This is a genomic window from Desulfomonilia bacterium (assembly GCA_036567785.1).
GTDB lineage: Bacteria > Desulfobacterota > Desulfomonilia > UBA1062 > UBA1062 > DATCTV01.
In genome coordinates this window covers 19,382-39,830 of the sequence record DATCTV010000034.1, presented here as the reverse complement: position 1 = coordinate 39,830, position 20,449 = coordinate 19,382, and the positions used below count along the sequence as shown (strand labels likewise).

The window sequence follows — 20,449 nt, the reverse complement described above, 5'->3', positions numbered from 1 at the left end:
CGGGATTATTGAAGCCAGTAATGGATGAGTCAAAAATTGAATTATCGAATAAACAGGGTATTTAATACTGAGACTGTAACATAAAAAAATTTCCTGGATTCAAACCAAAAGAACCTCCCATTTAAGCAGGCCGCAACGGCCTGCTTTTTTTATTACCGCCATTACATTTGCTGTTTAAGGGCTTATATTGGAATATAATATGATATCAAGGAAAACAAAGTACGCGCTGGAATTCAAAAATCTACTGCTTCCGATATTCGTGATTATTATTTTTTCATTGATCGGAATTGCAGTATTTTTATACAAACAAAGGCTGATATATTTTTTCCTTTTCGCCGGGATCGGCTTGATAGCAGGAGCTTGCGGAAGTCTAACAATTCTTTTTCCCGAAAAGAAACAGGCCTTTCGCAGAACAACACAAGTCCTTGTAGGCGGCGGATTGTTCCTGGGGCTGTCTCTTCGAGTCAATGTCAACTTCCAGTTTTCGGAGGTTATTTTCGACATTTTCGCTCTTGTTGCAACAGGCGCGATCATTCAATTTGTCATAGCAAGACTCATCATGCCTTTTATCATAGGCAATGCGTTTTGTTCTTGGGTGTGCTGGGACGGTGCGATATTCGAACTGGCGGAGAATGTCATACCGAAATCAAAAAACAATAGAAAAAGATCGGTTGTAACAGCATTCTCATATCTTGCTGTCGCTGTAATAATAGCCGGCGGCGTTTCATTATACGGGAATCCGGCATTGAATGAGAGCAAAAGGTTCTGGTGGATAGTAGGAGAGAACGCTTTCATTTTAAGCCTCGGAATTATCCTGTCGGTCTTTCTGGGCCGCCGTGCCTATTGCAGGATGCTGTGCCCGTTTCTGTCGGTGTCCGGGCTTATATCGAAATATTCGATCTTTAAAATCAAGCCGGTAAATGCTGAAAAATGTACAGGCTGCAACAGGTGCAGCAAAGCGTGTCCCATGCTTATAGATGTAAGTGGTTTTGTAAAGAACGGAAAAAGCGTCAACAGCAGGAGCTGCATAATCTGCGAACAATGCGTCAGCTCATGCGAGAACAATTGTCTGAAGCTGGTTCCGGGTCTGCCGTGGAAGTAATATTGAGGAAATCTTGAAATTTCAAAAACAGCAGCCGGTCCGCCGCATGAAAATTATATGAAATCAGATGATTTAACAGTCTATTATATGTAGAGATTGCTCAAACTATGCTGTATACTAAACAGGTCTTTTCATTAAATTAGGATTTCATTCAGGGAGGCTACAGAATCATGGAACAATCCAATTCAGTCGTGTCTTCATATCGCTGGGTTGTGCTGGCGGTATACATGCTTGTGACAGGGGCATCGCAAATCATGTGGATGACTTTTGCGCCTGTGGCAAGGGATGCAGCGGCAATCTATACAAACGGAAACATCGATCTGATTGACCTTCTTGCCGTCTTTGCAATGCTGGCATGGCTGCCTTTCGCCATTCCGGCTGCATGGTGCATCGACAACCTTGGATTAAGGAAAGGTGCAGGCATCGGCGTGTTGCTTATCGGTATTTGCGGGTTTTTAAGGATATTCGCCCCTAATTATACATGGCTCCTTGTTTGTATGGCCGGATGCGCAATAGCGCAGCCCTTCATTCTGAATGCCTTTACCAAACTGGCTTCGAACTGGTTCCCCCAAAATGAAGAGGCGCTTGCTTCAGGCTTATTGACCATGTCCATGTTTGTCGGATTCACCACAGTCATGTTTGCTACCGATTTCATCCTTGCACATTACCGGGATATGGGCGCCGTCAAACAGGGTATGGATGCCATCCTTTATATTTATGGGATCCTGGCCCTCTTATCCATGGTCTTGTTTATCTTCTTTTTCAGGGAAAAGCCGGAGATACCGCCGAACGCTATCGCCGCGGAGAAAAAAGTCACCATGACAGTGGGACTGAAGGCCCTGTTTAAAAACAGGGATTACCTGCTCCTGCTCGTTCTATTCTTCATAGGTCTCGGCGCATTCAATGCCATACTGACAAAGATAGACTGCATATTCAAAGACCGGCCTCTGGATATAGATACCGCGCTTGCTCCCGGTATAGTAGGAGGATTGCTTGTAATCGGAGGAATATTCGGTGCGGTTATTCTTGCAGCATTATCCGACAAATACCACAAGAGAAAGATGTTCCTGGTTTTATCTGCGGGACTGGCCGTACCGCTGACAATATTGCTTCAGTATTCATCTTCCATAGTGGTATTGGGAGCCTGCGGTTTCGTGTTCGGGTTCTTTCTTGTGGCGGCGCTGCCTGTAGGGCTTACATATGCGGTAGAGAAAACACACCCCGTCCCGGAAGCCACATCCAACGGCATTCTGATGCTGAGCGGTCAGATCAGCGGCCTTCCCATCGTCATATTTTTTGGCATGAAGCTTATAACCATACTTTTTATCGCTGCATTCATATGTTCCCTGATGATGAAGGAGATTAATGCTGACAATACTCCGTGACCTTTTAACTTAATCAGGATAATAGTGAAATTTATCCCGTCCGGTTTGCTTCATCGGGATTGTCTGCTGTTTTCATGCTTTTTATGGCGGCATCATCCTGGATCAGATCAAGCTGTTCGTGTTGAACCTCATCCATCCTGCCTGCGGTTTCCGCAAAAACCTCCTCGAACTGGCTCATATCCGGCAGGTCCTTGAGAGAATTGAGACCGAACACCTCAAGGAAATGATTGGTCGTAACATATTTCATTGGTTTTCCAGGTCTTACGTCTATCAGCTCCGCCTTGAGCAGATTTTTCAAAGTGGATGTCGAATCGACTCCGCGTACCCCGTCAATGATCATTTTTGTGCAGGGGCCTTTGTACGCGATAACGGCAAGCACCTCGAACGCCGCTTGCGACAGCCTTCTGGGCGAAAGCATGGCCTTGATGTATGGTGAAAAGACTTCAAGGGATACGAACATGTAGCCGTTAGCCGCCTTGAGGATTCTGAAAGACCTTCCTGTCTCGTCGTATATGCTGTTCAATTCGGATACAATTTCATCCAGCTTGTCGGTGGTCATGTCCGGCATTGCCTTCTGGATGTCTTTTAGTCCCAGTGCGCTGTCCGATGAAAAAATTATAGCCTCAACAATCCCTCTTTCTTCAATTGCCATATTTTATGCAGCCCCGCTTTTTCTTATGACGAATATCCTTGAAAAAAGCCCGCTCTGGGCAGTTTTTGCCAACGATGCCTTTGAAAGTTCCAGCGCTGCCATGAACAGAGATATTATTTCAGCCTTTTCCTTTGTCTGGACCGCTTCCATTAGATCGATTTTTTCCTTTTTTGTCAGCATCGCTGTAATCCTGGCCATCATGTCTCTTATATGATACCTGCGGACATCTACTTTCATTATGTAATGCCTGGTGCGTTCCTTGATTGAGTCTATTGCCTGAAGCAGTGCCGCGAGTCCAAGCCTGGGCAAGCCTCTTTCCTCGCTGGCAACGCCCCTTGGGAACCTGTCTCTGAAAAGTTGCGGGCGTTCGGCCAGGAGACCGGCCGATTGCTTGATCGCCATGTAGGCCAGCAGCATCTCTTTGAGCTGCTGGGCGGGGTTAATCTCCTCTGAGCCGTCTTCCCTGAATACGGGAAGAAGAATGCATGACTTGAGCCATATCAGGTATGAGGCCATTTCGAGGAATTCACCTGCAAGTTCAATATTCAATGACCTTAGGCGTTTGATGTGCTCGATGTACTGGTCAACTATCGGGCAGACTTCAAGCTCCTCTATGCTGAATTTGTTTTTTTCTATAAGGTAGAGCAAAAGGTCGAGCGGACCCTCGAATCTTTCCAGGTGCAGGATGAAATCCGTGCGGTCTGAACTTGAAATAAGGTCCATCAGGCTACCTTCATCGCCTCCCTGACTTTTTCTATCGTAATTGCAGAAAGGGCCCTTGCCTTGGAAGCGCCTTCGTGAAGGATATTCTGCACCTGCTGTTTGTGGCCCTTGAAATATTCTATTCTGTCCCAGACTGGCGACATCTCAGCCTCGATGTTCGCGATCAAGAGCTTCTTGCAGTCGACGCATCCCCATGTGGCGTTTCTGCAGCCCTCCTTTATCTCGTCGTGTTTTGATTCATCGGTGAAAAATTCATGAAACGGGAAAAGATTGCAGTCTTTTGGTTCGCCAGGGTCTTTTTTTCTCATGCGCTTGATATCTGTCAACATCTGCATGACCTTTTCCTTCAGCTCCATACCAGAGTCGTTGATGAAGATTGCATTGTTGAATGATTTCGACATCTTTCTACCGTCAAGACCCGGCACCCTGGGCGCTGCCGTTAGAATCGGCTGCGGCTCCTTCAGTAGCCCCTCACCATAGATATAGTTGAAGCGCCTCACGATCTCCCTTGTCAGTTCCAGATGGGGGAGCTGATCTTCTCCTATGGGCACTTTATCGGCGTGATAAATCACGATGTCAGCCGCCTGAAGCACGGGATAGCCGAGAAATCCTATTGTGCCCAGGTCTTTTTCCTTGAGTTCCTCTTTGAGCTCCTTGTAGGTCGGGTTTCTTTCCAGCCAGCTTACAGGAGTGATCATGGAAAGGAGCAGAAAAAATTCTGCATGCGCCTTGATATCCGACTGCCTGAATATAATGCTCTTTTCCGGGTCAATTCCAACGCCAAGCCAGGAAAGCACCATATCTTCCGTGCTTTCGGTTATTATGGATGGGTCTTTGTATGCGGTCGTGAGCGCGTGCCAGTCCGCTATGAAATACAGGCAGCGGTAGTCGTCCTGCAGGGACACCCAGTTCTTGAGCGCACCCAGATAGTGCCCCAGATGAAGAGGGCCTGTCGGTCTGACTCCGGAAACTATCCTTGGTTTGTCCATTATTTCACCTCATATAGATAAAAAGATATTTACTATGTTGTGGATGATCGGGAATATCACGAAATTCACAGCTTTTGTAAAAACAAGTACGAGGAGAATGATGAATCCGTAGGGTTCGATTCTGGCCCATGAATTGGCCATATTTTCAGGAAGAAGCCCTACCATCACTCTTCCGCCGTCAAGGGGCGGAATAGGAATGAGATTGAATATTGCGAGACCTACATTGATGAATACCATAATCTCCATCATTATTTTTACAGGATTAAAGATGCTTCCTGTCATCAGCGGTCCCACATAATTCAAGAGCAGAGCAAAAATCAGACCGAGAGCCAGATTTGATGCCGGGCCTGCCAGCGCCACCCACAGCATGTCTTTTCTCGGATTCTTGAAATAGCGGGGGTCGACCGGGACAGGTTTTGCCCAGCCTATCATACGCGTGATGAAGAGCACGGCCAGGCCGAAGACGTCTATGTGTTTGAGCGGGTTTAAAGTTAGCCGGCCCTGAAGCTTTGCAGTCGGGTCACCCAGGGCATAGGCGGCGTAGCCGTGACATGCCTCATGCACCGAGAGCGAGAACAGCACAGGCACAATCATGAGGACTATATATGAAATGGTATTGTTCATGGGGCAAGTTTATACAGGAAGAAAAGCCCGGGTGTCAAAAACAAAGGGCGGGTCAGCGGGGTAAAAAGGCATGATTTCTCATTCCGGCAAACGTTCGGTTAATCTTCTCTAAATCAAATGCCGAAATATTATGCAACTATGGATGATCGGAAACCAGGCTATTACGACATCATTTCAACTGCATTCGTGACGGTGCTTCTTGTCAGCAACATCGCTTCTTCTGCCAAGATAATAGACTGCGGATTCTCGGTTTTCGGAATCAGGATGGCAATTGACGCCGGGACGCTCCTTTATCCATTGAGCTACATTTTCGGAGACATATTCACTGAAGTCTACGGCTATTCGCGCTCACGTAGAATCATATGGACGGGGTTCTTCATGCTGTTTCTTAGCTCCGGTCTTTTCATGCTTATTTCAGCAATGCCGGGCGACGCTTCGTGGAGGCAATATGCAGGCGACAAGGCCTATTGGGCGATACTTGGAGGAATGAGTACCGGCGGGATAGTGGTTGCAAGCCTGTGCGGGTATTTCACCGGCGAATTTACTAATTCGTTCGTCCTGGCAAAAATGAAGGTGCTTACGAAGGGCAGGTGGCTATGGACCAGGACGGTGGGCAGTACGCTGGCCGGCCAGATCGTTGATACGGGCATCTTTCTAGCGATTGCGTGCTTCACCGGTGTCTTTCCATTCGCCCTTTTCGTGCAGCTCTTTCTCACGAACTATATTTTCAAGTGCTCGGTTGAAGTTATCATGACGCCGGTAACATATAATGTCTGTGCCTGGCTGAAGAAAAAGGAAAACATCGATCATTTCGACATCGGTACCAGGTTCAATCCTTTCTCGTTCAGGTGATGAGTTCTTATCTTTATAGTGTTTGTAAACCCACATTTTGCATTAGCCAAAAGATTTATAACCTGAAGGAGTTGACGTAAGTTTTCCATAACAGAAAAGCCTAATACGGATCACACACAGGACGCTGATAACAAAATAACTTATTGAGGAAATTTCCTGTTCCTGGGGACTGTGTTTTATAATAGGTGACACTTGGATTCTCAATAGGTTTGAAATGTTTTTAATTTATCCTTTGAAAGGTATCATACCAGGACAACCAGAGATAGTAACCCCTATAATGCATTTAAAAAAAAGCCTGACCAGGCTCACCTATAAGGCGCCTGGTTGCTTTTATGTAGAAGGTTTTTTTAGCCTCCAAAACCCTCGTCTGATATATAATCTATCGACTTAATATGGATTTACTTTAGTGATTTATTTTAAATATTTTATTCTGATACAACAAAAAAAGTGAGCAATAGATCTGATCAGCAGAGAACCATATAGGCATTGAAAAGAACAAGCCGGCGAAAGATCGCCGGCTTGCGGGAATAATAATGTTAAACTAAAAAATTTATTCAGTTTCAGTTTGCGAAATCAATCCATATCGGGGCAGTCACTGCGATCTGAATGCCGCCGTCAGATGTCTCTATTGTATTCAGCTCATAAATTTTTACAAAGTAATATGCATCACCGGAAAGATGAACTGTCGGCTGCCAGACATATTCTGCTGCAGTTTCGCTGAATGTTTTCGTTGCAAGGACAGCGCCCTTGTTTGTTATGAGTTCCATCTTGAGTATAGGCTCATCGTCAGTGACCGAGACGGTAAAGGTAATATCCGGATCACCGGTTGCCATTTGTGTTCCCATCCATGCAGAACCTGCCTTGAAGACAACGTTCATATTCGGGTCGTCGGTTGAATATACCCTTCTTTTGCGGATTGAATCCAGTAAAGCCGCCCTTGAAAGGGACGATGCAACTATAGCGGTGCGGTGACAGTTTGTGCTCATGCTGTGATTGTCCTGATTGTTTGCAGGCGCCACATGCCATCCTTTGTCAAGCGCCTTTATATATTGAAGAATATATTTAGTGTCATTGTTACCAGTTCCGCTGTTGCCTGTTTCAAGGAGGCACATATACTTGTCATCCTTGGGTATGTATCTGAAGTTGTTGTAGTTCATTGGCTGCTCGCCGGGATGATTGTACTGGCCTATCCCGTTGTTCAAACGCAGCCACATGTAGAAAGGATCAACTGCCATTATTGCTATGGTGTTTGTCTGAGTGGCGGTGTCAAAAACATTTATGTGTCCTTGAAGCGGATTGCCCCATTCAAATCCCCTGATGGTGGTGAATACCCCATCGGCATTGTATTTGTCGGCAAGGCTGCCGATCTTTGACCACATGAACGGCAGGACCTGTTCGCTGTGGTCGGTAAGCGCGTAGAAGTCATACTTAGCCACATCGCGCGCCCATTTGAAATTTTCTTCCGGTGTGCCTTTGCCGTCAGAAAAATTGCTGTGTGCATGCAGGCTTCCAAAATAGATGTTCAAACCGCCCAGCAGTGCATTCTGATCGGCCACTGCGCTTGTTGAAATGATTGCCACGAAAAAAATTGATAAAACCGGAATCAGCCCCAACATCTTTTTCATAATATTCTCCTCATATTAAATTTTTATCAGATGATAATTAATTGCAGTTAGCATCTATCGGCTTTTTTGTCCAGTCCATTAAGCTGGGTATGCTCCAGCGGCCAATTCCTCAGCCCAGCCCTTTCAGGAATTCTATTGTCCTAAGGGGCCTGTGTGAAACTTTTTCGCATAATTCAAAGAGGAACAGGCTTATTTCATTTTTTGCCCTTTCGCTCAAATAAAGCCTTGAGAGCAGTCCGGTTTCAAGCATGCAGGAATGTTCCATAAATTTAACTGCCTCTCCCGACATGCTGCTCATGGAAAGAGGTTCGCCATTTTTGAGGGTTTCCGTGACGTCAAAGCCGTACCCCATGGATTTGAGGATTCCGGTCAATGCCGAAGCCCAGAAGCAGAACCACTTTTTCCCGGGGCTCAAATACGAGAGAGACCTCCTCAGCACCTCGAAAAGCTGGGGGTGAGGGTCAAGGGGTGCAAGATTTACAGCCGGTATCTCCAGCAGTACGGACGCATGCGCAAAGAGGTTCAAATCTTCCCTTGCCCACAGATTGGCGTTTACAAGCTTTGCTTCTTCTAGTCTTAACAATTCCGAACCGGGTTTAATAAAAAGCTCAGCTTCAATTTCACAAAATGGTTCAAGAGTTCCTGGAAAACGCTTTGTACTCCTTCGTGCCCCTTTCGCGATTGCATTTATCAGCCCCAGATTGGGAGACAGCATGATGATTATCCTGTCTGATTCCGAATAATCTCTTGTATTGAGTATTATTGCCCTGGTTTTAATTCTTGGCATGATCCGGCCGCTTTATGTTTTCCCGGTTGCTTATTGTCAGATATCGAAACTCAAACCTTTTTCCTGGTCGGATAAATATGCGATTCTTGTATCCGGCTCAATCAGACTCGAAGATACTTCCCAGTAGCGTATGGCACAGACTGCACCGGTGATGATTACCGCAATCAGTAAAACGGCTGCCGCTATATAAAGGTATGCCCTTTTTCTGGCTTTTGCCGGTGAATCGATTCTCAAGGGGGTGGCGCTTTTAGCCTTTTCGATCTTTATCAGCGATTCATCCATGAGCCTGAAAAGTTCGTTTTCATCCATTCCGAACTCTTTGGAGATTACTTGAAGGAAGCCTCTTAAAAAAGCCCTTGGCGGCAATATTTCAATATTGTCCTCTTCGAGCCAGACAAGCGTCTGATAGGATATCTTGGTGCGTCGCTCAATATCCTTAAGGCTTATGCCGAGCCTTTCTCTTTCAGCCCTGAAATACTGTCCCAATGTAAGCCTTTCAATCACCATAACGGCCTCCAGCGTTCGGGAACGCTATCATGCAATTATGCAGGATTCAAGCTTCAACAGGATTCAATGATAAAGGCTTCTTAAAATTTTTACAACCTCCGGTATCGAATCGGTTACCGTAAAGATCGACATGTCTTCAGGCCGGATCATCTTGTTTTCGACCATGGTCTTATTCAGCCAGTCTATCATGCCCGACCAGTATTCCGAACCGAAAAGCACGACCGGGAAAGGCCGTATCTTGTCGGTCTGGATAAGCGTCAAAGCCTCAAAAAGCTCATCCAGTGTCCCGAACCCTCCCGGAAAAATAACATATCCGATCGCATATTTAATGAACATGACCTTTCTTACGAAAAAATACCTGAATGTAAGCTTAACATTCGTGTACGGGTTCGGCTTCTGCTCGAAAGGAAGTTCAATATTTACTCCGACCGATATCCCTCCGGCATCCAGCGCCCCCCTGTTGGCAGCCTCCATTATGCCCGGACCGCCGCCTGTTATGATTGCAAAACCCTGTCCCGCCAGTTCCGAAGCCAGCTCTTTTGCAAGCATGTAATATTTGTCTTCAGGCTTTGACCTGGCGGAACCGAAGAAAGTTACTGCCGATGGGAGTTTTGAGAGCGTCTCGATACCGTCAACGAATTCCGACATAATCCTGAACACCCTCCAGGACTCATCAGGGTTCATTGAGTCAATCACATATCTGTCATTGTCTTTCACCGTTAATCCTCACTTCTCTTTTCTGACTTCTTATCGACATTTCGTCTTTTATTAATATTTTCTTGACTTTCAGGTGGATGGATATTAATACTAGTAATAAGATAGTAATAATAGAAAATAAAAAAAGAGATAAATGATGAAACTGTCAACCAGGACAAGGTACGGGGTAAGATTGATGCTCGATCTTGCACAGAAACACGGCAGCGGGCCGGTGCTTCTCAAGGACATTGCAAGAGAAGAGGACCTGTCCGAGAAATACCTGAGCCTAATAGTCCTTCCGCTTAAGGCCTCAGGTCTTATAAAAGCGCTGAGAGGTGCAAGCGGCGGCTATACTCTTTCGCGAGAACCGTCGGAGATTACGCTTAAGGAAGTTGTAGAAAGTCTGGAGGGGAAGATATTCCTCGTGGACTGCCTGACAGATCCGAGATCATGCACTCGTTCAGGGGTTTGTGCCACTAGGGATGTCTGGCAGATAGTTGCGGATAAAATGACAGATGTGCTTGAATCAATGACATTGGCGGATCTTGTCAGGACAAGCAGGGAAAAGTCAGGCACAAGCAGCGATTATAATATCTGAGAGGAAAAAAATGGAAAGAATATATCTGGACCATGCGGCTACGACACCGGTGGCAAAAGAAGTGGCAGAGGCTATGGCGCCATGTTTTAGTGAAAACTTTGGAAATCCGTCGAGCCTTCATTCATTCGGTCTTGATGCAAAGGACATGGTGGAGGCATCCCGACACAGAATAGCATCTTTCATAAATGCCCGTGATGATGAGATCGTGTTTACAGGTTCTGGCACTGAAAGCGACAATACCGTAATAAAGGGAATAGTCGATGTGCTTGAAGGAGAGGGCAACCATATAATAACGACAGCCCTTGAGCATCATGCCATACACGAGCCCCTTCACTTTCTTGAAAAGAAGGGTTTCAAGGTTACATACCTGCCAAATGATGCCACAGGCCTTGTCGATCCGGACGATCTGAAAAAGGCGATAACGGACAAGACGATTCTTGTAAGCGTCATGCACGCAAACAACGAGATAGGGACAATAGAGCCGATAAAGGCGCTTGGTGAGGTATGTCGGGAGGCAGGTGTCATTTTCCATACCGATGCGGTCCAGACATTCGGGCATCTTCCGATCGACGTTAAAGATATGAACATCGATCTTTTAAGTGCTTCGGCCCATAAGCTTTACGGTCCTAAAGGTGTGGGGTTGCTCTATATAAAAAAAGGGGTCAAGCTTACCCCTCTACTTCACGGTGGAGACCAGGAAAGAAGGAGGCGTGCTTCTACCCAGAATGTGCCGGGTATAGTAGGCTTCAGCAGGGCGGTTGAGCTTGCACAGGAAGAGATGCTTGCTGAATCGGCAAGGCAGACTGCTCTCAGGGAAAGGCTTATTAAAGAGCTGCTTGCCGCCATTCCGGAAAGCACGCTTAACGGACATCCTGTTCTCAGGCTTCCCAACAATGTGAACATATCATTCGCCTATGTGGAAGGTGAAGCGATGCTGCTCAATCTTGATATGGAAGGCATTGCCGCTTCCACCGGCAGCGCCTGTACATCGTCAAGTCTGGAGCCGTCACATGTGCTTGTTGCATGCGGCCTTCCTCACGAGCTGGCTCACGGTTCTCTCAGGTTCACTTTCGGAAGGGGAACTAAAGAAGAGGAAATCGATCATGTAATAAAGGTTCTGCCGCCGATAATAGCAAAGCTGAGGGCGATGTCGCCCCTGTACAAGAAAGGAGCAAGATAATGGAAAGTACTTGCAGGGTTTATAATGAGAAGGTGATGGATCATTTCAAAAATCCCAGAAATGTAGGCGAGGTTGAGAACGCTGATGCAACCGGTACGGCCGGTAATCCTCAGTGCGGTGATATCATGGAGCTTTCTCTTAAAGTGGATAACGATGTTATAACCGATGTAAAATTCAAGACCTTCGGTTGCGGAGCGGCTATTGCAACCAGTTCGATGGTTACCGAACTCGTCAAGGGCAAGACCATTGATGAGGCGCTTCAGGTTTCCAACAAGGCGGTTGCAGAGGCCCTTGGCGGATTGCCGCCCATCAAGATGCACTGTTCGGTTCTTGCAGAAGAGGCGCTTCAGGCTGCAATAGATGATTACAGGAAAAAGCATCCCAAGGCGTAGAATGCATGGATATTGTTGAGAGGATAAACAAGCTCAAGCGCACGAGGAATGCGGTTATCCTCGCGCATAATTACCAGTCGCCCGAGGTGCAGGATATAGCCGACTTTGTCGGGGACTCGCTCGGGTTGAGCATTCAGGCCGCAGGCACCGATGCAAAGGTGATCGTATTCTGTGGTGTCAGGTTCATGGCCGAGACCGCGAAGATACTATCGCCAGCCAAAACAGTTCTCATACCTGACAGGGATGCCGGCTGCCCCATGGCGGATATGATCACTGCCGAAGACGTGAAAAGACTTAAAAGAGATCATCCGAAGGCAAAGGTCCTCTGTTATGTCAACACGACGGCTGACGTTAAGGCCGAATGTGATCTCTCATGCACATCTGCAAATGCGCTGGCCATGGTTAACGGGGCGCTTAAAAACGATGATGAGGTCATATTCGTACCCGATATGCACCTTGCCGATTATGTAGCAGGTCAGACAGGAAGAGAATTTATAATATGGAAAGGGTACTGTCCCTCTCATGTTAAAATTCTGCCGGAAAATATTCAAAAGCTGAAGGCTGAATACAAAGACGCCATTGTCCTTGCCCATCCGGAATGTCCGAGGGCTGTCCGCGAGCTTGCCGATAAGGTACTCTCTACAGAGGCGATGTGCACTTATGCAGCAGGCTCTCACAATAAGGTTTTCATTATTGCTAGCGAAATCGGCATACTGCATAAGCTTAAAAAGGAAAACCCGGATAAGGACTTCATACCGGCAAGCGAGAGGGCAATATGTCCCAACATGAAAAAGATAACCCTGGAAAAGGTGTTATTCTCGCTTGAGGAAATGACGTTCGAGGTAAAGATAGAGCAGGAGGCCATGTTCAAGGCGAGGCAGTGTCTGAGAAGGATGCTTGAATACAGGGCGTAGATTATGGAAAATTTTGAGATAATTCAGATCGAAAAAGGCAGGCTCGTTTCTGCCAGAAAAACGGTAGCCTCCGAGGTCCCCTTTACCATTGAGGTCAATAATACCGAGATCGCAACCGTGCTGGCGAGCCCTACATACCTTGATGAACTTGCCGTGGGTTTTTTATTCACATCGGGCCTTATTCAGGGCAGGGAAGATATAAAATCGATTTCAGTAGATATGGATAGGTTCAGGACATCCGTTACCATTGAAGGGATCCCGGACGACTTTGTTTTCAAGCGCATATATACCTCAGGCTGCGGCAAGGGCGTGATTTTTCATAACCCGATGGATGTGCTCGGCAAGGCGCCTCTTGAAAACGGGTTTACGATACCGGCATCAAAACTGCTGGAGCTTATGAAGGAATTTGCAAAAACCCCGCTGTCCCACGGTGAAACCGGAGGGGTTCACGGGGCGGCAATGGCATCAGTAAAGGAAATACTTATAGTGAGAGAGGATATTGGACGGCATAACGCAATCGACAAAGTCATAGGCTCTGCGTTGGCCGCCGGAATATGTATGTCCGACAAGGTCCTGCTGACTACCGGAAGGGTATCCTCGGAGATATTCTCCAAGGTGCTCAGGGCAAGATTCCCCGTTATAGCCGCACTCGGCAGTGCCACCAATCAGGCGGTCAAGCTCGCCAGGGTGACCAACATAACTCTTGCAAGCAAGCTCATGGGTCAGCGCGGCGACATATTGAGCGGGGAACAGAGAATAACGGACAACTGAATGGGGGCAAATGTCCCCGCATGAAATCAGGAGATTATAATGAGTAAAATAGATGATAAACTTAGGATTGAAACCCTGCTCCTGCATGGAGGCCAGGAGCCTGATCCGACGACAGGCTCGCGCGCCGTGCCGATTTATCAGACGACGTCGTATCAGTTCAAAGATACTGAACACGCAGCAAACCTTTTCGGGCTCAAAGAGTCCGGCAATATCTATACAAGGCTTATGAACCCGACAACCGATGTCCTCGAAAAGCGCATTGCGCTTATGGACGGCGGTGTCGGCGCCCTGGCCGTTGCAAGCGGTCAGTCAGCCATTACGCTCGCACTTTTGAACCTGGCACAATCGGGTGATGAAATTGTGTCTGCGGATAATCTTTACGGCGGGACATACAATCTTTTTCACAACACATTTCCAAGATTCGGAATAAAAGTCAAATTCGTAAAATCGAATGACCTCGACGAACTGAAGGCAGCCGTTACTGACAGGACAAAGGCGGTGTATGCCGAATCTATAGGAAATCCCAAGCTCGATGTGGCGGACATTGAAGGCATTGCCGCTGTTGCGCACAGTCATGGCATACCTTTTATCATGGACAACACGGTGAGCCCGTATATTCTGAGGCCCTTTGATTTCGGGGTGGATATAGCCGTATATTCTGCGACTAAATTCATCGGCGGCCACGGGACATCATTGGGCGGCATCATTGTAGATTCCGGAAAATTCGATTTCGGAAGCGGCAAGTTCCCTCTCATCTCAGGTGCCGACAGGAACTATCACGGTCTTGATTTCCATAAGGCCCTGGGCGCTCAGGCATATATTGCAAAGGCACGCGTTGTTCTCCTTCGCGACCTGGGGCCGGCCATAAGCCCGTTCAACGCCTTTCTTCTTCTGCAGGGGCTTGAGACGCTTCACCTGAGAATGGAAAGGCATTCAGCGAACGCACTGGCAACTGCTGAATTCCTTAAAGGGCACCCGAAGGTAAAATGGGTCAATTATCCCGGTCTTATTTCAAGCCCGGAAAAATTACGGGCCGATAGATATCTGGGCAGGGGAGCAGGGGCGATTATCGGCTTCGGCATAAAAGGCGGCATAAGGGCTGGCAGGCGCTTCATAGAATCGCTTGAGCTGGCGAGCCACCTTGCAAATATCGGCGATGCAAAGACCCTGGCCATTCATCCTGCTACCACCACCCATCAGCAGCTTTCGGAAAAAGAGCAGCTCGCAACAGGGGTGACGCCGGATTTCATCAGGCTCTCTATCGGCATCGAAAATATCGACGATATAATTGCGGATTTTGACCAGGCCCTTGCAAAGGCATAGAAGAATCCAGCAAGTATCACCACTCTGAAGAGGGGATACTTTTAAAAAGGAGACGATATGATTTACAGCGATATAACAAAGACAATAGGAAACACCCCTCTTGTGCGTATCAACAGGATGGCTGAAGGTCTTGGTGCGCAGGTGCTTGTCAAGGTCGAGTCGTTCAACCCCCTTTCCAGCGTCAAGGACAGGCTTGCAGTCGCCATGATCGATGATGCCGAGAAAAAAGGGCTTATAAAAAAAGGTACGGTAATCATTGAACCCACGAGCGGCAATACCGGAATCGGGCTTGCTTTCGTATGTGCTGCGCGCGGCTACCGGCTGATACTTACCATGCCCGAAACCATGAGCATTGAGAGGAGACAGCTCGTTGCAATCCTGGGCGCCGAAATCGTGCTGACAGAAGGGGCAAAAGGGATGACGGGTGCTGTCCAAAAGGCGGAAGAGCTTGCAGCTGAAATCCCGGGCAGCTTCATACCGCAGCAGTTCAGGAATCCTGCAAACCCTGAGATTCACAGGCGGACTACTGCCGTGGAAATATTGTCCGACACGGGCGGCAAGGTTGACTATTTTGTTGCAGGTATCGGTACGGGCGGAACAATCACAGGCGTTGGCGAGGTGCTTAAAGATAAATTGCCCGGGGTAAAAATCATAGGGGTCGAGCCCAAGGATTCACCGGTTCTTTCAGGAGGGAAATCAGGGGCTCACAAGATTCAGGGTATAGGAGCAGGTTTTGTGCCTGACGTGCTCAACAGAAAAATACTTGATGAAATTATTACTGTTGCCAATGATGATGCGGGAATAGCGGCAAGGGCTCTTGCAAAGGAGGAAGGCATTCTTGCCGGTATTTCAAGCGGTGCGGCTTTGTGGGCCGGACTTCAGGTTGCCGCGAGAGCTGAAGCCAAGGGAAAGATAATTGTTGTTCTTCTTCCTGATACAGGCGAGCGCTACCTATCAACCTGGCTGTTCCAGAACCAGTAAAGATCAAAACTTATTAAAGGAGAATTGGTAATGCCCAAATGTAATGTGACGGATGTATGGGGATCGGTCGAGAGCATAAGAAAACTCTCGCCGGTTATTCATAATATAACCAACTATGTGGTCATGAATTCCACGGCCAATGCGCTTCTTGCAATCGGCGCCTCTCCTGTGATGGCCCATGCCTTGGAGGAAATGGATGAAATGGTGGGTATAGCTGCTGCCCTGGTTGTCAATATTGGAACTTTAAGCAGGGAATGGATAAAGGCCATGTTCAAGGCAGCCGAGAGGGCTACCCTCAGGAATATACCCGTCATACTGGACCCTGTCGGTGCAGGCGCCACCAGTTTCAGGACGGAAACGGCACGGGAATTTATCAGGGTGTTCAGGCCTTCAGTTATCAGAGGGAATGCCTCTGAAATCATGTCGGTCTATGAGGATGCGGGCACGACAAAGGGTGTAGACAGCACCAAGGCTTCACATGATGCGGTTTCGACAGGCATGAGTATTAATGAAGATTACGGCTCGGTTGTCTGCATAAGCGGCGAAACCGATTATGTCATCGATGCAGGCCGTATAATAAAGATCAGAAACGGCCATAAGATGATGACAAGGGTGACCGGTCTGGGCTGTACGGCGACGGCTCTCTGCGGGGCTTTTGCCGCGGTCAGTGAAAATCGTGCACAGGCTGCCGCGCATGCCATGGCGGTGATGGGCATAGCAGGCGAAATTGCAGCTGAGCGTGCAGCAGGGCCGGGAACATTGCAGGTTGGTTTTTATGATGCTCTTTTTAATCTTTCGATTGATGATATAGGACAGCGCCTGAAAGTAGAGAACTGACATGCAGGGCCTGTATCTTGTTACAGACCGGGAATTATGCGGGAAAAGGCCACTCGAAGAGGTAGTCCTTATGGCCGTCAGGGGAGGAGTTTCCTGTGTTCAGATAAGAGAAAAAAAGCTCCCCTTGAATCTGTTCATCGAACAGGCAAAAAAGATAAAAGGGCTTATAAAGCCATTCAATATTCCTCTGATAATCAATGACAGCGTGGATGTAGCGCTGGCTGTGGGTGCCGATGGAGTTCATGTTGGGCAGTCCGATATGCCCTTTATCGAAGTAAGGAGACTTATGGGACCTGAGGCCATAATCGGCCTGTCCGTCGAGACATGGGAAGATGTGGAGAAGGCCCAGGATCTTGACGCCGACTATCTGGGCGTAAGCCCTGTCTTTGATACGCCTACCAAGACTGATACGAAGTACGCCTGGGGGCTTGACGGGCTTTCACGAATCAAGGCCTTTTCCCGGCATAAGCTTGTGGCCATCGGGGGTATAAACATGAAAAATGCAGCTGCTGTAATCAGGGCCGGTGCCGATTCCATTGCAGTAGTATCAGCCATTTGCGCGGCCCCTGATCCTTATGAAGCGGCGCTTGAACTAAAACAGCTTATAGAGAAAACCTGACAGGACTTGTCCTGATGAAAATAAACCCTATTATAAAACAATATGAGTTTTATGGGAGGATCATATGAAAAAGACGATGTTGACAATAATAATGATAATAATGCTGATAACTTCTGCCGCTTACGCAAAGGGTTTTGAAACAAGCAAACAGGCAGGCCCTTTCAAACTTGATATAACGCTTGACAAAAACCCGCCGGTTACGGGTGAGAACAATATTAGTATTCTTGTCTGGGATGTTGCGGGTAGGCCGGTAAAAGATGCAAAGGTTAATATTGAATATATTATGCCTGCTATGCCCGGTATGCCTGCAATGAATTACAAGGCAGCTCTTGCTGGAAAGGACGGTATATACTCCGGCAAACTTAATTTTTCAATGTCCGGGGCATGGTCTGTTGAAGTGAAGGTTGAGGCAGCAGGAAATAAGGGAAAATCCAAGCTTAATATAGATGTAAGATAAAAGGGGCCTGCCATGCGCAAGGCTGCTTTTATTGTTCTTTTGGCTTTTTTATTTGTATTTGAAAATAAGTCCCTTCAAGCCAGGGATCAAATGCTTGAAGAACTTATAACTGACGCGCTAAATAACAATCCCCAGCTGATTGCCGCACAAGAGAAAGCGGATGCAGCCTTCAAGCAGGTTGCAGTTAAAAGGTCTCTCCCTGATCCGATGTTCATGTTCGGATATCAGAATGCTGGTTTTGACAGGATAACCTACGGTGAGATGAACGATTCGCAATGGATGTTCACCGCATCCCAGATGTTCCTTTATCCCGGAAAAAGGAGACTTGCGGGGGAGACGGCAGAATATGAGGCAAGGGTGCTCAAGTCTTCCGCCGATTTTCTGAAAAGAAAGACGACTCTTGCAGTTACCGAGCAGTATTACGACATCATGTATGCATACCGTGAGCAGTATATCCTTTCATTGAAAAACGATATTAACACCAGACTGGAGAAGGCTTCGCTTTCAATGTATGCTTCAGGTATGGCGTCGCAGGAAGATGTCATAATGGCGCAGTCGGAGAAGTATATGATCCTTGAGCGACAGGAAATGGCGAGGCAGAAGGTCGAATCGCTTAACGCCATGCTGAGCAGCGAGACGGGCACGCAGGTTAATCTGACATTTGATATGAGTGCCGAATATCCTGCTACACCTTTCCCTTACAACCTCGAAGAGCTTATAAAGAAGGCCGGAGAAACTTCGCCTGATGTCACGATGCAGAAAAATATGGTCGAGGCCCAGTCGCGAATGCTTCAAATGGCAAAAAAGGAAGCCCTGCCGGATGTCACGCTGAACGTATCATATATGAACAAGGGTGGAGAATTTGACGATATGTGGAGTCTTACCGCAAGCCTTCCCATACCGGTGTTTTATGCCAGCAAGCAGAAGAGCCAGATCGAGGGAGCCGGTTATAGCATGGCTGCCGCCAGGAAAGAGATGGAAGGTGCGAGGCTTATGGCGGAATCTCTTATAAGGGATAACTATTCCATGATAAAGACATCGGAAAAGCTCATGGAAATCTACAAAAAGGCCCTCATACCTAAAGGCAGGCAGGATATTGATGCTGTTCTGGCTAGGTTTACATCCGGAAAATCAAACTCAATGCAGTTAATTTCCAGGCTGAAGCAGCCGCTTGATTTCGAGCTTTCATACTATCAGCAGTTCACCATCCGGGAAAAGGCGATAGCCAGGATAAACTCGGTTACAGGCATACTTGATGCCGAAGGTGCGAAATGAACAGAAGAAAGGCCGCAGTTATTGTTGCCGCCATATTGGTTATTATGATTGTTGCAACACTTGCGATTTACTACTTCAGTAAGCATTCCCAAACGCCTTCAATGTCTCAGACTCAGTCTGCGAATGCATTTCAAACCGATGAGGCGCCATCACTTGATATGTCCGAGGCGGGACAGAAAATGATCGGGGTAAAAACAGTTCCGGTCTCTTTTGTTGAGATGAACTCCGATTTAAGGCTGGCTGGCCGTATTGAATATGACGAACAGCGAATATCAACGGTCAATGCAAAAGTCGATGGCTGGATCGAAAGACTGTATGTCGATTTTGAGGGCAGGCCCGTGGAAAAAGGAGAATCCCTGCTGGATATATACAGTCCGGAGCTTCTAAGCGCACAGAAGGAGCTTTTGAGTCTTAAGGCATTCTCCGGCAGGAAAGATTCGACCGATCTGGGCAGGATGGTTGAAAAAGATGCTGAGGAACTTATTTCAGCAGCCAGGAAACGGCTTATACTGTGGGACATTACCGAAGGACAGATTGCTCAAATCGAGCGTACAGGCAAACCCGTAAGGGCGCTTACAATCAGGAGCCCGGTTACAGGAACAGTTTTTAAGCGTTATGCAGTTAAGGGTATGCAGATTATGCCCGGGGAGCCCCTGTTCGATATCGCCGACCTTTCCAGGGTATGGGTGGTCGCTGAAGTCCCCGAGGCGGATATGCAGCAGGTCAAGCAGGATATGGCCGTAAAAATCAGTTTTGAAGGCATGCCCGGGAAGACATTTAATTCCAGAATTGATTATGTCTATCCTGTGATGAGCGGTTCCACAAGAACGGTCAGGATAAGATGCGTCCTTGACAATCCAGGCGGTTCACTGAAACCGCAGATGTATGCAACGCTCACTTCATCGGCAAACCTTGGAAGAAGGCTTGCCGTGCCTGCCGATGCCGTGATCGATACGGGTTTGAGACAGATTGTATATGTTGACAAAGGTGATGAAACGTTCGAGCCCAGAGAGGTCAGGACAGGAATCTCGGCAGGCGGCATGAGGGAAATCCTCTCAGGTGTCAATGTTGGCGAAAAGGTGGCGGCGACAGGCACGTTCCTGATCGATTCCGAGGCACAGTTAAAGGGTGTTACCCTTCATGATAGAAAGTAGCCTCTG

General features: G+C 47.4%; 23 protein-coding genes. 15 read left to right on the top strand and 8 right to left on the bottom strand.

Annotated features, from left to right (window positions below; translation table 11 throughout):
* Nucleotides 1-199 precede the first annotated feature (199 nt).
* Nucleotides 200-1,102 carry a 4Fe-4S binding protein gene (locus VIS94_08510; protein ID HEY9161113.1) on the top strand — a complete coding sequence of 301 codons (903 nt, stop codon included), beginning with the start codon at nucleotides 200-202 and terminating at the stop codon, nucleotides 1,100-1,102.
* A 170-nt stretch (nucleotides 1,103-1,272) separates the two neighbouring features.
* On the top strand, nucleotides 1,273-2,487 hold the full coding sequence (locus VIS94_08505) for an MFS transporter (GenBank protein ID HEY9161112.1): 1,215 nt from the start codon (nucleotides 1,273-1,275) through the stop codon (nucleotides 2,485-2,487).
* Between the two features lie 31 nt (nucleotides 2,488-2,518).
* Here the strand turns inward: VIS94_08505 and scpB are convergent, their stop codons facing one another.
* Genes scpB through VIS94_08485 form a run of 4 tightly spaced genes read right to left on the bottom strand, consistent with a single transcriptional unit; the run spans nucleotide 2,519 to nucleotide 5,475 of the window.
* On the bottom strand, nucleotides 2,519-3,139 hold the full coding sequence (gene scpB, locus VIS94_08500; GenBank protein ID HEY9161111.1) for an SMC-Scp complex subunit ScpB: 621 nt from the start codon (nucleotides 3,137-3,139) through the stop codon (nucleotides 2,519-2,521).
* Between the two features lie 3 nt (nucleotides 3,140-3,142).
* Nucleotides 3,143-3,862 (bottom strand): ScpA family protein, encoded by a 720-nt coding sequence (locus tag VIS94_08495; protein HEY9161110.1) that lies wholly within the window; start codon nucleotides 3,860-3,862, stop codon nucleotides 3,143-3,145.
* Nucleotides 3,862-4,851, bottom strand: coding sequence for a tryptophan--tRNA ligase (trpS, locus tag VIS94_08490; protein HEY9161109.1), 990 nt, complete (start codon nucleotides 4,849-4,851; stop codon nucleotides 3,862-3,864). Before trpS ends, VIS94_08495 begins: the two co-directional genes overlap by 1 nt.
* Before the next feature lie 9 nt (nucleotides 4,852-4,860).
* Complete coding sequence (locus VIS94_08485) at nucleotides 4,861-5,475, bottom strand: site-2 protease family protein (protein ID HEY9161108.1); 615 nt, start codon at nucleotides 5,473-5,475, stop codon at nucleotides 4,861-4,863.
* A 138-nt stretch (nucleotides 5,476-5,613) separates the two neighbouring features.
* On the opposite strand from VIS94_08485, the gene VIS94_08480 reads away from it, so the two are divergent.
* Complete coding sequence (locus VIS94_08480) at nucleotides 5,614-6,327, top strand: queuosine precursor transporter (protein HEY9161107.1); 714 nt, start codon at nucleotides 5,614-5,616, stop codon at nucleotides 6,325-6,327.
* Nucleotides 6,328-6,887: 560 nt separating this feature from the next.
* Here the strand turns inward: VIS94_08480 and VIS94_08475 are convergent.
* From VIS94_08475 to VIS94_08460, 4 genes are all read right to left on the bottom strand, one after another.
* Entirely contained in the window at nucleotides 6,888-7,952 is a 1,065-nt protein-coding gene (locus tag VIS94_08475; protein HEY9161106.1) for a CehA/McbA family metallohydrolase, read from the bottom strand.
* A 109-nt stretch (nucleotides 7,953-8,061) separates the two neighbouring features.
* Nucleotides 8,062-8,739, bottom strand: coding sequence for a DNA repair protein RecO (gene recO, locus VIS94_08470; protein HEY9161105.1), 678 nt, complete (start codon nucleotides 8,737-8,739; stop codon nucleotides 8,062-8,064).
* Nucleotides 8,740-8,775: 36 nt separating this feature from the next.
* The gene (locus VIS94_08465) at nucleotides 8,776-9,246 is read right to left on the bottom strand and encodes a helix-turn-helix domain-containing protein (protein ID HEY9161104.1); all 471 of its coding nucleotides are present in this window, start codon (nucleotides 9,244-9,246) and stop codon (nucleotides 8,776-8,778) included.
* Between the two features lie 63 nt (nucleotides 9,247-9,309).
* On the bottom strand, nucleotides 9,310-9,963 hold the full coding sequence (locus tag VIS94_08460; protein HEY9161103.1) for a TIGR00730 family Rossman fold protein: 654 nt from the start codon (nucleotides 9,961-9,963) through the stop codon (nucleotides 9,310-9,312).
* 133 nt (nucleotides 9,964-10,096) lie between these two features.
* On the opposite strand from VIS94_08460, the gene VIS94_08455 reads away from it, so the two are divergent.
* From VIS94_08455 to VIS94_08400, 12 genes are all read left to right on the top strand, one after another.
* Nucleotides 10,097-10,540: an Rrf2 family transcriptional regulator gene (locus VIS94_08455; protein ID HEY9161102.1), complete on the top strand. Its 444-nt coding sequence runs from the start codon at nucleotides 10,097-10,099 to the stop codon at nucleotides 10,538-10,540.
* 10 nt (nucleotides 10,541-10,550) lie between these two features.
* A complete protein-coding gene (gene nifS / locus VIS94_08450) occupies nucleotides 10,551-11,720 on the top strand; it encodes a cysteine desulfurase NifS (protein HEY9161101.1) in 1,170 nt (389 codons plus the stop codon).
* Nucleotides 11,720-12,112 carry a Fe-S cluster assembly scaffold protein NifU gene (gene nifU, locus VIS94_08445; GenBank protein HEY9161100.1) on the top strand — a complete coding sequence of 131 codons (393 nt, stop codon included), beginning with the start codon at nucleotides 11,720-11,722 and terminating at the stop codon, nucleotides 12,110-12,112. The genes nifS and nifU overlap by 1 nt, the downstream gene beginning before the upstream one ends.
* Nucleotides 12,113-12,117: 5 nt before the next feature.
* Complete coding sequence (nadA, locus tag VIS94_08440) at nucleotides 12,118-13,026, top strand: quinolinate synthase NadA (protein HEY9161099.1); 909 nt, start codon at nucleotides 12,118-12,120, stop codon at nucleotides 13,024-13,026.
* Between the two features lie 3 nt (nucleotides 13,027-13,029).
* Nucleotides 13,030-13,797 (top strand): formate dehydrogenase accessory sulfurtransferase FdhD, encoded by a 768-nt coding sequence (gene fdhD, locus VIS94_08435; protein HEY9161098.1) that lies wholly within the window; start codon nucleotides 13,030-13,032, stop codon nucleotides 13,795-13,797.
* A 39-nt stretch (nucleotides 13,798-13,836) separates the two neighbouring features.
* Nucleotides 13,837-15,120: an O-acetylhomoserine aminocarboxypropyltransferase/cysteine synthase gene (locus tag VIS94_08430; protein ID HEY9161097.1), complete on the top strand. Its 1,284-nt coding sequence runs from the start codon at nucleotides 13,837-13,839 to the stop codon at nucleotides 15,118-15,120.
* Between the two features lie 57 nt (nucleotides 15,121-15,177).
* Nucleotides 15,178-16,101 (top strand): cysteine synthase A, encoded by a 924-nt coding sequence (gene cysK / locus VIS94_08425; GenBank protein ID HEY9161096.1) that lies wholly within the window; start codon nucleotides 15,178-15,180, stop codon nucleotides 16,099-16,101.
* 30 nt (nucleotides 16,102-16,131) lie between these two features.
* The gene (gene thiM / locus VIS94_08420) at nucleotides 16,132-16,938 is read left to right on the top strand and encodes a hydroxyethylthiazole kinase (GenBank protein HEY9161095.1); all 807 of its coding nucleotides are present in this window, start codon (nucleotides 16,132-16,134) and stop codon (nucleotides 16,936-16,938) included.
* 1 nt (nucleotide 16,939) lies between these two features.
* A complete protein-coding gene (gene thiE, locus VIS94_08415; protein ID HEY9161094.1) occupies nucleotides 16,940-17,557 on the top strand; it encodes a thiamine phosphate synthase in 618 nt (205 codons plus the stop codon).
* Nucleotides 17,558-17,636: 79 nt separating this feature from the next.
* On the top strand, nucleotides 17,637-18,014 hold the full coding sequence (locus tag VIS94_08410; protein HEY9161093.1) for a FixH family protein: 378 nt from the start codon (nucleotides 17,637-17,639) through the stop codon (nucleotides 18,012-18,014).
* Between the two features lie 90 nt (nucleotides 18,015-18,104).
* Entirely contained in the window at nucleotides 18,105-19,289 is a 1,185-nt protein-coding gene (locus tag VIS94_08405; protein ID HEY9161092.1) for a TolC family protein, read from the top strand.
* On the top strand, nucleotides 19,286-20,443 hold the full coding sequence (locus VIS94_08400; GenBank protein ID HEY9161091.1) for an efflux RND transporter periplasmic adaptor subunit: 1,158 nt from the start codon (nucleotides 19,286-19,288) through the stop codon (nucleotides 20,441-20,443). Before VIS94_08405 ends, VIS94_08400 begins: the two co-directional genes overlap by 4 nt.
* Nucleotides 20,444-20,449 lie beyond the last annotated feature (6 nt).

Bases quoted from the DNA above. Each gene is read 5' to 3' on its own strand.
- VIS94_08510 (HEY9161113.1), top strand. From the start codon at position 200: ATGATATCAAGGAAAACAAAGTACGCGCTGGAATTCAAAAATCTACTG.
- VIS94_08505 (HEY9161112.1), top strand. From the start codon at position 1,273: ATGGAACAATCCAATTCAGTCGTGTCTTCATATCGCTGGGTTGTGCTG.
- scpB (HEY9161111.1), bottom strand. From the start codon at position 3,139: ATGGCAATTGAAGAAAGAGGGATTGTTGAGGCTATAATTTTTTCATCG.
- VIS94_08495 (HEY9161110.1), bottom strand. From the start codon at position 3,862: ATGGACCTTATTTCAAGTTCAGACCGCACGGATTTCATCCTGCACCTG.
- trpS (HEY9161109.1), bottom strand. From the start codon at position 4,851: ATGGACAAACCAAGGATAGTTTCCGGAGTCAGACCGACAGGCCCTCTT.
- VIS94_08485 (HEY9161108.1), bottom strand. From the start codon at position 5,475: ATGAACAATACCATTTCATATATAGTCCTCATGATTGTGCCTGTGCTG.
- VIS94_08480 (HEY9161107.1), top strand. From the start codon at position 5,614: ATGGATGATCGGAAACCAGGCTATTACGACATCATTTCAACTGCATTC.
- VIS94_08475 (HEY9161106.1), bottom strand. From the start codon at position 7,952: ATGAAAAAGATGTTGGGGCTGATTCCGGTTTTATCAATTTTTTTCGTG.
- recO (HEY9161105.1), bottom strand. From the start codon at position 8,739: ATGCCAAGAATTAAAACCAGGGCAATAATACTCAATACAAGAGATTAT.
- VIS94_08465 (HEY9161104.1), bottom strand. From the start codon at position 9,246: ATGGTGATTGAAAGGCTTACATTGGGACAGTATTTCAGGGCTGAAAGA.
- VIS94_08455 (HEY9161102.1), top strand. From the start codon at position 10,097: ATGATGAAACTGTCAACCAGGACAAGGTACGGGGTAAGATTGATGCTC.
- nifS (HEY9161101.1), top strand. From the start codon at position 10,551: ATGGAAAGAATATATCTGGACCATGCGGCTACGACACCGGTGGCAAAA.
- nifU (HEY9161100.1), top strand. From the start codon at position 11,720: ATGGAAAGTACTTGCAGGGTTTATAATGAGAAGGTGATGGATCATTTC.
- nadA (HEY9161099.1), top strand. From the start codon at position 12,118: ATGGATATTGTTGAGAGGATAAACAAGCTCAAGCGCACGAGGAATGCG.
- fdhD (HEY9161098.1), top strand. From the start codon at position 13,030: ATGGAAAATTTTGAGATAATTCAGATCGAAAAAGGCAGGCTCGTTTCT.
- VIS94_08430 (HEY9161097.1), top strand. From the start codon at position 13,837: ATGAGTAAAATAGATGATAAACTTAGGATTGAAACCCTGCTCCTGCAT.
- cysK (HEY9161096.1), top strand. From the start codon at position 15,178: ATGATTTACAGCGATATAACAAAGACAATAGGAAACACCCCTCTTGTG.
- thiM (HEY9161095.1), top strand. From the start codon at position 16,132: ATGCCCAAATGTAATGTGACGGATGTATGGGGATCGGTCGAGAGCATA.
- thiE (HEY9161094.1), top strand. From the start codon at position 16,940: ATGCAGGGCCTGTATCTTGTTACAGACCGGGAATTATGCGGGAAAAGG.
- VIS94_08405 (HEY9161092.1), top strand. From the start codon at position 18,105: ATGCTTGAAGAACTTATAACTGACGCGCTAAATAACAATCCCCAGCTG.
- VIS94_08400 (HEY9161091.1), top strand. From the start codon at position 19,286: ATGAACAGAAGAAAGGCCGCAGTTATTGTTGCCGCCATATTGGTTATT.